Annotated in this window: 15 protein-coding genes; 5 read left to right on the top strand and 10 right to left on the bottom strand. The window is 48.5% G+C overall.

What is annotated here, in order from left to right; genetic code table 11:
• Positions 1-79: 79 nt before the first annotated feature.
• On the bottom strand, positions 80-649 hold the full coding sequence (locus HPY28_RS25450; RefSeq protein WP_017251518.1) for a helix-turn-helix domain-containing protein: 570 nt from the start codon (positions 647-649) through the stop codon (positions 80-82).
• A gap of 225 nt (positions 650-874) precedes the next feature.
• Between HPY28_RS25450 and HPY28_RS25445 the strand changes: the two genes are divergently transcribed.
• A complete protein-coding gene (locus HPY28_RS25445; protein WP_174231680.1) occupies positions 875-2,176 on the top strand; it encodes an MFS transporter in 1,302 nt (433 codons plus the stop codon).
• Positions 2,177-2,193: 17 nt separating this feature from the next.
• Entirely contained in the window at positions 2,194-3,180 is a 987-nt protein-coding gene (locus HPY28_RS25440) for an ornithine cyclodeaminase family protein (RefSeq protein ID WP_174231679.1), read from the top strand.
• A 66-nt stretch (positions 3,181-3,246) separates the two neighbouring features.
• Here the strand turns inward: HPY28_RS25440 and HPY28_RS25435 are convergent, their stop codons facing one another.
• Both HPY28_RS25435 and HPY28_RS25430 read right to left on the bottom strand, forming a co-directional pair.
• Entirely contained in the window at positions 3,247-3,600 is a 354-nt protein-coding gene (locus HPY28_RS25435; protein WP_017251521.1) for a response regulator, read from the bottom strand.
• 119 nt (positions 3,601-3,719) lie between these two features.
• Positions 3,720-3,911, bottom strand: a complete 192-nt coding sequence (locus HPY28_RS25430; RefSeq protein ID WP_174231678.1) for a hypothetical protein — start codon at positions 3,909-3,911, stop codon at positions 3,720-3,722.
• A 168-nt stretch (positions 3,912-4,079) separates the two neighbouring features.
• Here HPY28_RS25430 and HPY28_RS25425 point away from each other — a divergent pair, with 168 nt between their 5' ends.
• Positions 4,080-5,090 carry a BMP family ABC transporter substrate-binding protein gene (locus tag HPY28_RS25425; protein ID WP_173622876.1) on the top strand — a complete coding sequence of 337 codons (1,011 nt, stop codon included), beginning with the start codon at positions 4,080-4,082 and terminating at the stop codon, positions 5,088-5,090.
• A 5-nt stretch (positions 5,091-5,095) separates the two neighbouring features.
• The gene (locus tag HPY28_RS25420) at positions 5,096-6,916 is read left to right on the top strand and encodes a sensor histidine kinase (RefSeq protein WP_017251524.1); all 1,821 of its coding nucleotides are present in this window, start codon (positions 5,096-5,098) and stop codon (positions 6,914-6,916) included.
• On the opposite strand, the gene HPY28_RS25415 is transcribed toward HPY28_RS25420, so the two are convergent.
• Both HPY28_RS25415 and HPY28_RS25410 read right to left on the bottom strand, forming a co-directional pair.
• Complete coding sequence (locus HPY28_RS25415; protein ID WP_174231686.1) at positions 6,913-7,713, bottom strand: alpha/beta hydrolase family protein; 801 nt, start codon at positions 7,711-7,713, stop codon at positions 6,913-6,915. The genes HPY28_RS25420 and HPY28_RS25415 overlap by 4 nt on opposite strands.
• Positions 7,714-7,718: 5 nt before the next feature.
• On the bottom strand, positions 7,719-8,606 hold the full coding sequence (locus tag HPY28_RS25410) for a LysR family transcriptional regulator (RefSeq protein ID WP_017251526.1): 888 nt from the start codon (positions 8,604-8,606) through the stop codon (positions 7,719-7,721).
• 120 nt (positions 8,607-8,726) lie between these two features.
• Here HPY28_RS25410 and HPY28_RS25405 point away from each other — a divergent pair, with 120 nt between their 5' ends.
• Positions 8,727-9,113 (top strand): rhodanese-like domain-containing protein, encoded by a 387-nt coding sequence (locus HPY28_RS25405; RefSeq protein WP_174231677.1) that lies wholly within the window; start codon positions 8,727-8,729, stop codon positions 9,111-9,113.
• 55 nt (positions 9,114-9,168) lie between these two features.
• Here HPY28_RS25405 and HPY28_RS25400 read toward each other — a convergent pair whose 3' ends face one another.
• The 5 genes from HPY28_RS25400 to HPY28_RS25380 all read right to left on the bottom strand — a co-directional run bounded on the left by HPY28_RS25400 (position 9,169) and on the right by HPY28_RS25380 (position 15,993).
• Positions 9,169-9,582: a S1 RNA-binding domain-containing protein gene (locus tag HPY28_RS25400; RefSeq protein WP_007718541.1), complete on the bottom strand. Its 414-nt coding sequence runs from the start codon at positions 9,580-9,582 to the stop codon at positions 9,169-9,171.
• A gap of 127 nt (positions 9,583-9,709) precedes the next feature.
• Positions 9,710-10,828, bottom strand: a complete 1,119-nt coding sequence (locus HPY28_RS25395) for an acetate/propionate family kinase (protein WP_173622873.1) — start codon at positions 10,826-10,828, stop codon at positions 9,710-9,712.
• Positions 10,829-10,890: 62 nt separating this feature from the next.
• Positions 10,891-11,394 (bottom strand): VanZ family protein, encoded by a 504-nt coding sequence (locus HPY28_RS25390; protein WP_017251529.1) that lies wholly within the window; start codon positions 11,392-11,394, stop codon positions 10,891-10,893.
• A gap of 110 nt (positions 11,395-11,504) precedes the next feature.
• Entirely contained in the window at positions 11,505-14,753 is a 3,249-nt protein-coding gene (locus tag HPY28_RS25385; protein ID WP_174231676.1) for an efflux RND transporter permease subunit, read from the bottom strand.
• Positions 14,746-15,993, bottom strand: a complete 1,248-nt coding sequence (locus HPY28_RS25380; RefSeq protein ID WP_174231675.1) for an efflux RND transporter periplasmic adaptor subunit — start codon at positions 15,991-15,993, stop codon at positions 14,746-14,748. The genes HPY28_RS25385 and HPY28_RS25380 overlap by 8 nt, the downstream gene beginning before the upstream one ends.
• Positions 15,994-16,034: the final 41 nt, after the last annotated feature.

Raw genomic sequence — 16,034 nt, 5'->3', positions numbered from 1 at the left:
TTTCACCTCTTTACCGCTCTTTTGTACGCGTTCCTCTATTATAGTAGAAAACATGACTTCGCTAAACGCTCTCGGTTAATTAATAAGGAGCGGTCGGAATCATGTCGCTGTCATGCGAATTGACACAAAGGAATCGGGTGACTTCACCTGTACGGTTCACCCAGTTGTGCGGTACGGATGAATCCATGTGAATACTGTCGCCAGGGAACAAATCATGCTCCTCTTCCCCGAGCAAAAGAGTCAGCACACCCTCGAGGACGTAAATAAACTCTTGACCCTTATGTATAAAAGGCGTGCCTTTTTCTCCATGCGGTGAGAGCGTGACAAGAATCGGTACCAGTGACGGATTTTCCAAATCACCGGACAGGTCCTCATACACAAAAGGCGCATGCAAAAGCCCAGATCGCTCTTTGCTCGCCCTGCGTACCTGCCCATTCCCTCCACTCGACTCACCCGAAAAGAAATAGCCTGGGCTCACTCCCAAGGCTTCCGAAATTTTTTTCAATGACTCCAGCGTAATAGAAGACTTCCCACGCTCTACTTGGGACAAAAAGCTGATCGACAGCTGCGTTTTTTCTGCAATTTGTTTGAGTGTCTTCTTTTTGCCGACACGAAGCGATTTGATTAATACACCAATGGTAGGTTCCATTTGCATACCTCGCCGTAAAAAGGATAGGTCTATCATACTCTTTCTCGAAAAAAGTTGTAAAGTTAGCATAAGTATCCATTTTTACTATTGCTGCAAATTGCATTGCATTTTATAATCTTTATTATTATCAGATTTGTAATCGCTTTATTCTTTAAAATTGAAGTGCTACTTCACTCGTAAATTGAAGTGACACTTCAATATCTACCGACAAAGGAGGATTACCCGATGGCATTTCAAACACAAGCGGGCGTTTCCAAAAAGGTTCAAAACAAAGCGTTGGTCGCGAGCCTTATTGGCAGCTCCATTGAGTGGTTTGACTTTTTTCTGTATGGAACCATGGCATCGCTCGTATTCAACAAGCTATTTTTTCCTTCTTCTGATCCAACTGTTGGCTTACTGCTCTCTTATCTGTCATTTGGTCTTCCCTTTTTCATCCGGCCATTGGGTGGCGTGATCTTCAGTCATATCGGGGACAAAATCGGTCGTAAAAAAACGCTAGTCTTGACGTTGTCTCTGATGGGTGGCGCTACCGTCTTGATCGGTTTGCTGCCTGATTACAATGCCATTGGCATCTGGGCTCCGATTCTTCTCGTTCTGATGCGCTTGATTCAAGGCTTGGGCATCGGCGGTGAATGGGGAGGGGCATTGCTTCTCGCCGTAGAGTATTCCGGCAAAGGCAGACGCGGCTTTTTTGGAAGTATCCCGCAAATGGGTGTAACCATCGGCATGCTGCTTGGTACGTTGGCCATTTCTTTGATGAGTGCGCTTCCCGATGATCAATTCATGTCTTGGGGCTGGCGAGTTCCGTTTCTGTTGAGTGCAGCACTTGTCTTTTTAGGACTCTGGATTCGCAATGGCATTGATGAAACGCCAGCTTTTCAAGAAGCAAAAAAGACGGGGAACATTGCGAAAGTTCCCATCGTAGATACATTCCGCTATCACTGGAAAGCTGTTTTGATTGCCGTCGGAGCCAAAGTGGTAGAGACGGCGCCGTTCTATATTTTCTCGACGTTTATTATTGCCTACGCGACGAATTACTTGGGCTACGACCGAATAACGGTACTCAATGCCGTGACGATCGCCACATTAGTGACAACCATCGCGATTCCGTACATGGGCATGCTGTCAGATAAAGTCGGCAGAAAGCCTTTGTATATCGCGGGGACTGTAGCGATGATGCTGTTTGCATTCCCTTACTTTTATATGCTGTCATTGAAATCAGCCCTTTGGCTTACCGTCGCTACAGTCATCGGACTCGGGATTCTCTGGGCTCCGGTCACAGCTGTATTGGGTACGATGTTCTCGGAGATTTTCAGCACGAATGTACGCTATACTGGGGTAACGGTTGGCTACCAGCTCGGTGCTGCTTTGGCGGGTGGTACTGCTCCGCTGATCGCTACTGCCTTGTTAAGCTCCTTTAACTCCTGGGTGCCAATCGCTTTGTACATCGTAATTTCCGGAATTATTTCTCTCATTGCGGTTTCTGCTACGAAGGAAACAAAGGATTTGGATTTGGACGAATCCTGATGGAAAGGAAGAATGAGATGCTACTATTAAGCCGTGAAAACATTGAACAAATCTATACGATGAAAGATTGCTTGAAGGATGTGGAACACGTCTTCCGAGAGCATATGCTAGGAAACGTCAGCACCCCTGTTCGTACTGCTATTGACCATCCGAAATACGGAGCGACCAGTCTATACATGCCGTCCTATTTGGAAACGGACGATTACGTAGCGGTAAAAATCATCAGCATTTTCCCGGAGAATCACAAGCACGATATCAAAGCACTCCAAAGTGTAATCGTGTTGACCGAAGCAAAAACAGGACAGCATGTGGCGATGATGGACGCGAGCCTGTTGACGATAATGCGCACAGGTGCAAGCAGTGGCGTTGCAACCAAGTACTTGGCAAAAGAAAATGCGCAAAGCTGCGCTGTATTGGGATGCGGGGCACAATCCATCGGACAAATTCAAGCCGTCATGGAAGTCCGTCCGCTGACAAACATTTATCTCTATAACCGCACACGTGAGAAAGCGGACGAAATGAAACAAACACTCCTCTCCCTCTATCCGGAGTGGCAAGGCGAAATCACGGTTATGGATGATGCCAATGAAGCGGTGGCGAATGCCGAAATCGTGATTTGCAGCACCAAGGCTACCAGCCCGTTGTTTGATGGATCACGCTTGCGTCCTGGTACGCATATCAATGCCATCGGTGCTTTTCTTCCGCATATGCAGGAAGTCGACTCAACTACCGTACAAAGCAGCAAAGTCGTGGTCGATACACTCGAGGGAGCCCGGCACGAGGCAGGCGATCTGCTCATTCCGATAGAACGCGGCGAATGGAGCTTTGAACAAATGCACGCTGAGCTGGGAGACATTCTGATTGGGAAAAAAACTGGCCGAGAAAACGATGAAGAAATCACGCTGTACAAATCCGTGGGTGTTGCCTATTTGGACACAGCCGTTGCCAAAACGGTTTATGAACGTGCGAAAGCAAACGGCATTGGAACAGAAATCAGCTTGTAAATCTTGGCTTATAGAAAAACAGCCGCCTTCCCACCCGGGATTTGGCGGCTGTTTGCTTTTTCCTTTCTACAAAAGTCGTGCGATTGCATCAAGTATCTGCTCTTTTTGAAAAGGCTTCACGACGAAATCACTCGCTCCTGTTTTCATCGCTTCCAGCACCTTCTGCCGGTGCCCGATTGCCGAGCAGATCAAAATTTTGGCATCACGGTCAAAATCCAAGATGTGACGCATGGCTTCAATCCCGTGCATGTGCGGCATGGTAATATCCATCGTGACAATATCTGGCTTGAGCTCCTTATACTTTTCAATTGCCTCCAAGCCATTCGTCGCTTCTCCACAAACTTCATGTTGTTCGCCTAGCATATCCGCCAGCACCCTTCTCGTGAAGGCTGCGTCATCTACTATCAGCAATCGGGCCATGCAGTCTTATCCCCTCGCATCTCGCTTGCTATTCTACTTCCTACTTTTGCAGAAATCGCAAGCCTTGTCCACGAGAGAAAATGACTTCTTTTGTCGAATAGCGCCAACTCCGATCGGTTTTATGAAATAAAGCCGATTCGCTCGCTGCTCTCTTTCGAAACATTGTCGCTGACGGGTTCAGCTGTCCCGCTCGACGCCAGAGGGCTATCTGGTTTCGGGTGTGGAGTGGTCTCACCAATCTCCGGTCGATCGACCTGTGTTACCTCATCAGGAATATGAATCTGGGGGATTTCCACCCTATCGCTTTCCATCGCGTGTACGCCTCCCTTCTGTTCCCGCTTGGCAGGATGTTCTCCATACGATTAGCCTGTCCGTATCCCTTTTTTCCATGCACAACCTTCAGAGAACCGATATAATAGGCATGACATGTATTTATATTTTCATGTGGTTTATGCTTTTTTTCTATGGAGGAATCCCGCATGCCAAAGCTGCTGCCATTTCCCGTCTTATTTACCGGTTTGGTAGTCGGGCTGCTTCTGCTCATTACCAGTCAATTCGTTACAAGCATGAAGCATCTCGATAAAGTCATAAATAAAAGCAGCCATTCTTCTGACAAAGTGCGTGTCGCCCTGTTGCTGGAGGGCCCCACTTATGATCAGGGCTGGAATAGCAGTGCACTGGAGAGTATGACAGAACTGCAAAAAAGATTTAACTTTTCACTCGAAATCGCCAATAATATAAAACCGGAGCAGATCACGAAGGTGGCTGAGAAATATGCAGCCAACGACTATGATCTCATACTCGGTCATGGCCTCATCTTCTCTGATCCTTTTACAGACGTGGCGCTTCGGTATCCGAAATCACACTTTGTTTCCTTTAACGGAGAGGCTCCGCATCCGAATCAGACGACGATTCGTTACGATATGAAGCCTGCTGGCAAGCTCGTCGGCATACTTGCGGCGAAGATGTCGAAATCGGATAAAGTTGGATACATCTTGGTAGACAAGCCCACAGAGTTCCTACAAGTAGAAGGCTTTATCGAGGGAGTGAAAAAGGAATCGCCCAACACGTCTATCGTCGTGGGAAAAGTTCCTGATTTCAATGATATTGAGGGAGCCATTCGCACAACTCGCGACATGATAGCTCAAGGTGTGGATGTCATCTACACCACAGGCGACAGCTTCAATCTCGAAGTGATTACAGAAGCGCAGCGCGCAGGTGTATTCACCATCGGATACATTGCCGATCAGCGCTACATCGCTCCAGACTACGTGCTGGTCTCCATGATGCAGGATGTTCGTCAATGCTACCGCATCATCATGGAACAGTTTATTCAAGGGGATCTCCCGAATGGAAAAGTCATGTACGGACTTGCCGAAGGAGTCAACCATCTCAGTCAATTCGGTCACATGGTGCCAGCAAATGTACGTGAAGATTTAGAACGGGAATTGCAAAATCTCATTCCTTCCCGTGGCTCGTATGGAGGTTAATCAGCATGCCCCTTTTCAGCAATCTCGGATTTCAGAAAAAAATCATGCTCAGCTATCTCGTAATGATGCTTCTCATCGGTTGCGTGACGACCCTGTTCAGCTATCAAATGACCAAGGTCACCTCTGATGAAGTGTATTTGACGCAAAACCTCTTGCCGCAAACGAGCGCCTTACTGGAAGTCAAAAACCAGATATACACCAAGACATATGCGTTGAACATGTATACATCGACACGCGACGAGTCTTATTTGGATCAATACTATACAAATCTGATCGATACGGCTCGCTTTTCCTCGCTTCCCAAAACCGAGGCGAACAGTGGCTTATTTACCATTATTGAATCGATATCCCAACTGGACTTTATCTTTTTGAACAAAATCAATCCGTTGCTGCAAGCAGGGAACGTTCCAGCCGTCAGTTATGTACTAGACAACGAAGTAAAGCCCTTGCTCGATCGATTGGAACGAGATCTCTCTTTCTCACTCAATCAGCTAGAGTATCAGACGAACAAAGAGTTTCAGAATTCGAATGAGAGCATCAAAGTCTCGTTGATCCTGACGTATTCGGTTTCCGTAGCCTCTATCTTGTTTGGGCTGTTCTGTACGTTTTACTTCCGCAATGAGCTGTTGCGCCCGATCCAGTCCCTGATGCAGCAAGCACGTGAAGTATCGAAAGGAACATTCGGTCAGCAAATCGTCTATACCCATCAAGATGAATTCCTTGAGTTGGCGCAGGAGTTCAATAAAATGTCGAGCAGCATCGCCGATCTATTCGCACAAGATGAAAGACAACGGCAAATTTTGACCGAAGAAAAAAACATCCGGGAGCAAATCTTAAACTCTCTGCCTGTTGGGATTATTACCCATTCCCATGCGACAGTTGGTCTTCATGTAAATCAGTTGGCACAGCATTTGGTCAAGCTCGACGATCACGGCTACCCCGTGTCCAAGGATTCCTTTGAAGCACCCACACGCAATGAGCCGACTCCCTGGTTCGTCAATCGTAAAATGACCTTGTACAAAAAAGACGACACGCCATTCATTGCCCTGGTCTCCTACATCCCTTTGCACAATCATCACCACGATCAGGAAACCGGGTGGATGTTCGCCTTCTTGGACATTACGGAGCAGGAGCAAATTCAAGAGTACTTGAATCAATCCGAGAAGCTGGCCATGGTCGGTCAGTTGGCAGCGGGAGCCGCTCATGAAATTCGCAATCCGCTAACGGTCATCTACGGCTTTATTCAGCTATTGGAACAGCGTTTATCGAATCAAGAGCGCGATTTGTACTACTTACCCTTAATCTTGCAGGAAATTGAACGGGTCAACCGTATCGTGACGGAGTTGTTGATGCTCTCCAAACCGTCCAAGCCCGATTATCGCGAGGTTGCGCTAACCGGAGTCGTTCATTCGATTCTTCCGTTGATGAATGCCGAGGCCATGCTGCATGGGATTCAAATCGTCGACCGCTGCGATCCGAACATTCGCATTCACGTCGATGTCGAGCAATTAAAGCAAATCCTGTTAAATTTAATGAAAAACAGCATTGAAGCCATGAAAGACGGCGGCGTTCTCTCCATCGAAAGCCGCCTGGACGATCAAGCTGTCCATATTCATGTCACAGACACGGGAGAAGGCATTTCCCAAGAGTATCTGGTCCGCATATTCGATCCGTTCTTCTCCTTAAAAGAGGATGGGACAGGACTGGGGCTGCCGATTTCCCGACGAATGGTCGAAAACCACGGTGGGGATCTGCACGTGAACAGTAAGCTGGGGAAAGGAACGGAAATCATCATCACGCTCCCGCTTACACCAAAAGAAGATTAGGCTTGCGCATCCAGCCAAGCGAACATCTTGCGCGTATACATCTCCATATCTTCTCCGACAAACAGATGGCTGGCCCCTTGCGCCAGCCATTTTTCATAGGGTTTGCCTGCCCGCGTAAGTGCATCTGCCAATTTATGAGCATGCTCCACTCCCACATTCTCATCTTCCGTACCATGTATGATCAGCACAGGGCAAGAAATCTCGTCCATCCGATACAAAGGCGTCCGATCGCGGTAGGCATCCTCCTGCTTGCGCGGGTGACCGATGATTCTGCGCAGCATCCTTCTCAGATCAACCCGCTCCTCATAGGTCAAAAACATGTCGCTGACGCCACTCCAAACGACGCAAGACAGCACGCCTTTGCACTCCATTGCAGCAAACAAGGCCATGACGCCACCGCGTGAAAAACCGTAGACGCTGATTCGCCCCTTGTCCACCTTCTCCAGGTTGCGGAGCAATTCAAATGCGGAAAACACATCATGCCTGTCTGCCCCACCGAATTCATCCCGGCCCTCTCCGCCTTCGTTGCCACGGTAATGAGGAGCGAGGATCACGTAGCCAAAGGAGGCCATTTGACTGATTCGCTCGGGTCTGACGCGTCCCACTCCTTTTATCCCGCCTCTGCAATACAGGAGAGCCGGCAGACATGCTCCCTCCTGAAAATAGGTCTCTGGTACAGCCAATGCAGCTTTTACCAGCAAGTCTTGACTGTAGTAGCTGACGGTATAGAGCCCCACTCCCGGATGGACTGGCTCCTCAGGTGTACATGCGACAAATGGTGAAGTATCTAGCTGCATCCTGCTCACGATTCCTCTCTCTGTGATCTCGTAATCGTATCCACAAGCGTCACCATCGAAGGTGATAGCCATTTCTTTTTATGATAAATAAGCTGAATGGAAAAAGGCGGCTTATCTGACTGAAACGGTATGGCTGTGAGCACCCCTTCTGCGAGCTCTCTCTTGACCGCCATGTGCGGCAGCAAAGCTACACCCAAGCCACAGCGCACACACTGCTTGATCGCTTCCGGATTGCTGAATTGACAGGCGATTCGCTGACTCATCCCAACCTCTCCAAAAGCCTCCAGCAGCATCCCCCGATACGTACATCCTTCTTCAGTCAATACAAGTGGCTCTCCGCCCAAATCATGGACAGTGAGTGCTGTTGCTGTCGTAAATCGATGGGCAGGTGGCATGACGATCACCAATTCTTCCTCGCGAATAACATGGGTGACTAGCTCAGGGTCTGTACAAGGTCGGTCGAAAATGATCCCGATATCGAGATAGCCATCCTTGATCTGCTGTACAATTTCTACTTCCCCAGCCGTCCGCAATACTAAATCAACCTGAGGATATTGCTGACAAAAAGCCTGCAAATACGGCGGCAGAAAGAACGCCGCCAATGTATCGATCGTTCCAATGGCAATCGGACCTGTCGTCTGTTGCTTAATCACTTCTTTAGATTCCCCATACAGACGAATCAATTCCCGAGCGTACGGCAGCAAGGCTTCTCCTGCTTGCGTCAGTCGCAGCTTGCGTCCGTATCTTTCAAATAGCGGGGCTCCATACGACTGCTCCAGCTTTTGCATTTGTGCCGTTACCGTCGGTTGAGCATAGCCCAGTTCTTCTGCAGCCCGTGTAAAGCTCCCATACCGGGCTACTTCGCGAAAAGTATGTAAATAGACCAGCTCCATCCCGCTTCCTCCCATAGAAATTAGTAATGATCTTCATTGAATAGTATAGATAACTGTGATGATTGCTTCAATGCTATGCTTTGTACATAAACCATCACACGGTACGAGGAGGATTTGGATATGTCCCTTGTTTTGCAAACACCCGCCGCGTCATCTGAAGTAGCCCGCACTCATTTTTTCGACAAGCTTTCTCTCGAAACAGATGTCGCTGATGTATGGAATGACATCCAAAACCGAGTAGAAGGCTTCTACATCCTGGATGCTCGCAGCGAGAAAGCGTATCGGGACGGTCATGTTCCTGGGGCTCTGCATCTCCCCCATTCGCTTATTTCCGCTGAGACGACGGCTACTCTGGACCCGACCAAGCTCATGGTCGTCTACTGCTGGGGTCCCAACTGCAACGGTGCCACAAAGGCTTGCGCGAAACTGGCCGCTCTCGGCTTTCGAGTAAAAGAGATGCTCGGTGGGATTGAATACTGGGAAAAAGAGGGGAATCCTCTCGAATAGGAAACGCAAAAAAGGACGGGAGCTAGATCCCGTCCTTCTTACGTTATCGCAAGGCTTAGTAGCCGCGTTTTGCATTCTTTTTGTTGATTGTCGCAAGGTTCTCTTCGCTGTGCTTCATCCATTTTTTCATCTTATCTTCGAAAGAAGCTCCGCTTTCTCGTTTTGCATTCCCTCCGCGGTCGCCTCCACGATATCCACCACCACGGCGCTCTTCACGTTCCGGACGCTCAGGCGCTGGGAGTGCTGCGCGAACCGAAAGCGAGATTTTACCTGCATCATCAATGGAGAGTACTTTTACCTTTACTTGTGCCCCCACGGTAAAGTGATCATTGATATCCTTAACAAAACCGTTTGCTACTTGGGAAATGTGGACCAGCCCCTGCTCGGTTTCGCTGACTGCTACGAACATCCCAAACGGTTTAATCGCTGTCACTTTTCCTTCGATGATGCTTCCCACTTGTACTGCCATCCAGTTTGCACTCCTTTTATTTTTTCAGAAAAATGGTGAGAACCTCAAACCAGAAGCCTCATTCTCTTAGTATAGCAGAGAAATTCCAATACTGAAAAGCCTATTCTTTCTAGGCGCATACTCCAAGCTAGTTATGGCCCAGTGCGAATGCATCCATCGCCATTACAAGTTCTTCATTTGTCGGGATTACCATGACTTTTACCGGAGAGTATTTCGTGCTGATGAATGCCTCACCTTTGCTAGTGCGGTTTACCTCACGATCCAGGTTTACCCCGGCAAATTCGAGACCAGAGCACACCAAATCACGCACGGCAGCACTATTCTCTCCAACACCTGCCGTAAAGATAATACCATCTACTCCATTCAGTCGAGCAAGGTACAGTCCCACATGCTTATGCAGAATAGTGGTAAACAATTCCAGCGCCAACTTGCTACGGAGATGTCCCTCTTCTGCTTTTTTCATAACGTCGCGCAAATCGTTGGATACACCCGATACGCCCATAAGACCGCTATTGTTATTCAGAATCTTAATAGCGCCAGCCGTGTCGGTCTTTTCAATTTCCTCAATATACGGGATGATACCTGGGTCAATGTTTCCGCTGCGCGTACCCATGGACAAACCAGCCAACGGTGTCATCCCCATCGATGTATCATACGATTCACCATTTCTGATCGCCGTGATACTAACCCCACTTCCGATGTGGCAGCTGATCAGACGAAGCTGTTCTTTCGAGCGACCCATCATTTCTGCTGCACGGCCCATTACATAGCGGTGAGACGTTCCATGGAAACCGTATTTGCGAATACCGTATTGCTCGTAGTATTCATAAGGCAGTGCGTACAAATACGAGGATGGTGGCATTGTTTGGTGGAACGCTGTATCAAAAACAGCAACGTGAATCAAATCAGGAAACAGACTTTGAGCAACTTCAATCCCGGTCAGGTTAATGGGGTTATGCAGCGGGGCGAAACGGGACAGGTTACGAATTTCTTCTTTTACTTGGTCATTGATAATAACGGACTGCTTAAATGCTTCGCCGCCGTGAACAACACGATGGGAAACGATATCTATCGAATATTGTTTGAGGGATTCAAACACTCCCCGAATAGCATCTTCATATTGGCCACGCTGGATTTGCTCCAAATAATCATGTGCAATCAATGTTTTGGAAGGCATTTCATACAGCTTGTACTTCACCGAAGAACTTCCGCAGTTCAGTACAAGGACATTCTTTTTTTCTACCACGATCTAATCCACTCTCCAATCATTCATCACAGCCTTCTCTCCTACTAGGATGGATAGGCTTCCTACATTTTATAACGATATGCTCTCCGTGAATACAGGTAATTGAGAGCAATTATCAACAACATCGTGACAGATCCAGATGCATCGAGCAAAACATCCTGTACCATTCCGGTTCGATCCGGTGTAAACGTCTGGTGCCATTCATCCAAAACAGCCGTCATCACACTGCAAAAAGCGCTCCAGGGCAGTGCTTGCCCAAACGAGAGATGATGCGAAAACACGCGATACCAGCTATAAGCCAAGAGGGCAAAAACAGTAAAGTGTGTCCCTTTCCGTATCAAGAACTCTATAAAACCAGCCGCTCCCTTTTCTTCCAAGCTCACATCCTTGCCTCCGTAAGGAATGGATATGTCGCCTATACGGTCTTGTAAGCTCTGTTCATCTACTAGCTTGTCTATCGTCCCTCGCATGTCTTGCTTGGCGTATGGCTGTGAAGAAGAAATGAACAACCCGAGTAGAATGCCAATCAAAAGCAAGTAATCCCATACTTTTCGATATCGACGCACGTGTTTGCTACCCCCTGCTTTCGATTCTCTTTCCTATCTTACCATGACGTATACCTAGTTAGTCGGTTACAGCTACGTGAACGATTGAAAAAGAAAAACGCCAACCTATTTTAGCGGTTGGCGTCATGTGTAGAAGAAGAAAGTGGCAGGAAGTCCTCTTGTACAGGTACATACTCCCTGGAATCGTGGTTCGAGGCTTCGACTTGCCCTGTTTTTTGTGAGCGAGCCTGTTCCCGTTTTCTTTCTTTAAAATCGCGGCGACGTACTTGGTTATTTTCCCACCAAATCCGTAAATGACGAGCAAGGATCGGCAAGGACATCTCAGAATGAGCAGCCTGTCTTTGAACAGCTGCATGTTGCATACCAGGAAGGAGTCCCATTGTGGCAAAAGCCCCCATTAGAACGCCAAGCAACAATACGCTGGCAAAGGACGCAAACGAATCATTCCCACTCCCCAAGCCCCCAGCTAGCGGAAGGCTGGCTAACGCGATCGCCAAATATATCCCCGCTTGATTAAGCATGGTGCGTTTTGCCCCCAGCTTGATACCGTCCCAAACTCGTTCCTGTTCGGCTTGGGCCTTGTACAGCTCATCCAGCGCAAGAAGTGCCTGCAAAATGATGACGGCAATGACAGCAACCATACCATAGAAGCTCATCACGTTCATCGGTCGATCCAGCCACAGCAATCCCAGCGCAAAGCCTCCAGACAAGACAGGCAAGAGAACGAGGGCAAATAATCCATCGCGCGTTCTGCGTTGCAAAAGCAAGCTCATGATAAGTACGAGGGCAATCAGACTGCCAATCGTCAAGAATCGGCTGCTCCAATCAACCTTGTTGAGCTTTTTCTCCTCCAATTTCTTCAGCTCATCGTTGTTATATACCGTGTAGCCTTCGGGTATCGTCACCTTTTCTTGCATGGAATATGGAATGATGTAAGACCATAGCTCAATTCGACTTTGGTCTGAGACGGCACTGCTTACCTTGAAGACATACAGTCCGTCTTCCCGTTGATAAGTGGGCGGTTCGCTGCCGATCGACCAATTTACCAGCTCAGATAACCGCACCGTACCTTGTGATGTTCGAATCAATATATTTTTCACTTGATCCGGATAGTCCATCCACCCGTCAGGGAATCGGACGTGGATCGGTACCTGACGCTCGTTCCAATAGACACTGCCAGCTGTTTTTTCTCCCAAATAGCTCTCCAGTTGTCTCTTGATCTCCTCTTGCGTAATCCGGTAACGTGCCAGCATCTCTTGTTTCGGACGAATGTCGATAAAGGTCCCCTCTGCACCTGGACCGATTCGTTCATCTGTTACAAGTTCTCGCCCCTCTTTATCCTTCGCACTCTGTTTTTCCATGAATGCCAATACTTCATTGGCAATGTTCTGCGTCGTTTGCAAGGATGGCCCCATGATCGTCAAGACGAGACGTGTTGCCTTATCTTTATCAATGACCAGCGCAAACGGATCTGTCTGAGGAATATCTCGTAGCTCTTTGTCCAGTACTTTTTCCAGCTCCGAGACTGATTGCGTCCAATCGTATTTGTCCACGAGCTTTAGTTGAAAACTCAGATTTTCTTCGGAAGCAATCGTGTAGACATCTCGGACTTCGTCAATGGCGAGCAAACGCTCCTCGGCTATTTGTGCTGCCCGCATGGCCTCATCGATGCTGCTTCCCTGCACCATTGGCAAAGAAAGCGACTTTTCCCCATAATCAAGCTTGGCGTACGGATCTACAAGAATAAACGACTTGAGCAAAAAGACGAAGACAAGCGAGGCAACCAGTGTGATTCCATAAGGCAAATACCCTTGTTCCACCAGTCGTTCCCAACGATCTTGAAAAAAACTTGTCACCTTATTGGAGGCCCGTGGTGTTTCCTTCTCTACTCGTTCGGAAGCTTCCAGCCACGTTCCTGTCAGTACAGGTGTGATAAATCCATAGACAAGAATAAGAGCAAACGTGCCCAGCAAAAGAACGGGCCAAGCATCGTACAAGACAACCTTGTCTTCTGCCTTGAGGAAATCAGTGAATACGGCACCTGTCCAACAGGCTGCCACTACGACAACCGTGAGTAAAAACGGCTTCATCAACCCCCACGCCATTTGCAAGCAACGAACAAACGAGTACGAGGGCAGGCGAGAAAACTGATGAAACAACGCAGAGCCTGCTCCTGTGAACAATAGCGAAAACAACACGAGTGGCCCAAGCGTGGAGAGCGTCAATGGGATTCCCCAAAGCCACATTCCCCCAAGAACACTGCCGACCGCAAGTACGTTTGCAAAAAGCGCAAGTACAGCCCCTGCCCATTGTTTTCGGGTCAAGTACATAAAGAGCGAACAGATGACAGCAGTTAGAACAGCTAATGCCCCAAGCTGCCTCAATGCAGCGGTGATTGTCTGCGCGTCGTCACGAAACAAATCGAGGCGGTACTTGCCGCCTGAAGCCTGGTTCAACTCGGCAACCGCTCCCTTTACTTGCTTACTGATTACAGGCAATTGCCCGACATCTGCTGCATACACCGTGATTCCTAATGCAGGCGAGCCTCGATACATCCCGATTTGTTCGCCTTTGCTCCCGCGTCGATCACGAATGTCAGCCAACGTATGTAGTGGTACGTATCCTTTATCGGTGGGGATCAAGTGCTTACCCAGATCTTGCAGCCCTTCCGATTTACTCGTCCATTGAATAATGGTTCGATCCTTATCAGCTCCAACAGAGCCTACCTCTTCCCCAACCACATCTATCGGCAGTTGCGCCAAAACATCAGCAGGTGTGAGCCCGTAGGCGAGTAGCATGGACGGTCGGAAAATGATATCTACCTGCTCTTTCAAGGCTTGCTTGTCCATTTCGATGCGAGCGATCCCTGGCAGATTGATCAATTTGTCGTAGACGGTATTTTGGGCAACGTCAGACAAGGTCTGCAAGTCCGTGCCGTACAGTACATAAAAGCCAATTTTGCTGTCTGCCAGATTGCTTTGACTGACGCTCCATTCCTGTACTGGCAGCTGCTTCGTGATTTCTCCCAGCTTCTTTTCCAATCGTTCCTTGTAATCCGAACCGATTTGTTCCGATGTTTTTACAGTAATAACCGCCGACCCCGTCCGAGATTCGGAAGCAATCGTAAGCACACTGCCCAATGAACGTACCGCTTCCTCTACTTTTCTTGCGACTGATTCGTCTACTTCCGCAGAGGAGAGTTTGGGTGCTGAGAGACTAATTGTATATTCCGGCACAGACCGATCCGGAAAAGTCTTGATATCCAGACCGAACCAAGCTCCTACCGCAAGTAGACAGCAAATGACCACCAGAATGCGGGTAAAGGACGGGACAATCGATAAAAATGTCTTGTTATTCATCCGCCACCTTCACCGCCTCACCATCCACTACATACGACAAGCCTGCCGCGACAATCTGGTCACCAGGCACGATACCTTCCACTACCTCATAGAAGGTTCCTTGCAATGCCCCCACTTTGACAAACGTCTTTTCCACTGAGTTTTCATTGATTTTCATGACGTAATATTCTTCATCAGAGACACCGATGCTGCTAACAGGAACGAGCGCAACATTTGACGCTGGCAGCTGATACTGACAAGTGACAGTCATGCCACCTTTCCACGCTACATTCTTGCCGTCTACGGTCACTTCGACTGGATAAGACCCTAAGCTGGTATCCATAACAGGTGAGACAAACGTCACTTTTCCTTCTGCTTCACTGCCGTCCGGAGCTTTCACCTTTACCACTTTACCTGCCTGCCAATGGGCGATTTGCTCCCTTTCTACCTGTAGCTTGACAAGCCAAGAGCTCGTATCGACCATCCGAATGACCTCTGTCCCAGGTCCTGCTTGCTCCGACGCTGTCTTGGAGATCGCAGCTACCACACCTGTAAACGGAGCTTTGATCACCGCATCAGCCGCTTCCTGCTTCGCGCGGCTCAATTGGACATTGGCCTGCTGGACGCTTGCATTCGCTTCTTCGATATCCAGTGGATCGGCGCCCGTCAGCAGGTTGTTGTACGCAACTTGCTCTTCTTCCAGACTCAGCTCGGCCTGTCGCAGTGCTGAGGCCAGCTTGTCTTTTTCATCTTTCGAGATGGCTCCATTCGCATACAGAACCTCCGCTTTGGAGAGCTCGTCGCGAGCTTTTTGCATCTGTTCTCTCGCTTTTTCTACCTGTAGCTTCTTGGTCTGCACCTCATGACTCTCCGGCCCCTTGGCGGCCTTTTCCCGCTTGATTGCAGCACTTGCTACCTGTCCTTGAGCTGCGTGAATTCCTTGCTGCAGGGCCGTTCCATCTAATGTCGCCAACGTCTGCCCCGCCTTGACAGTGGCTCCTTTTTCAACAAGAATGCCTGAAATTTTGCCTGAGGCGCCAAACGATAAAGCAAGCTCCTGACGCGGTGCCACTACACCTGCGACTTCCATCAGTCGCTCATCCTTGCCATTCTCCACCGTATACGCACTTACCGTTTTTACCTTGATAACCGTTTCTTCTTTTGTTCGTTTCAGACTTGAAACATCCTCATTTAGCTTTTCGCACCCTACGAGTAGCAGGACCACAACCGAGAGACTTATCCATTTATTCGTATTTTTCATTCCTGCAACCCCACATTTCCCCCTGAATCTTCCTATACTGA

This window comes from Brevibacillus sp. HB1.2 (genome assembly GCF_013332495.1).
Classification (GTDB): Bacteria; Bacillota; Bacilli; order Brevibacillales; family Brevibacillaceae; genus Brevibacillus; species Brevibacillus porteri.
The sequence above is the reverse complement of the archived record's forward strand: the minus strand, read 5'-3'. Positions and strand labels throughout refer to the sequence as shown.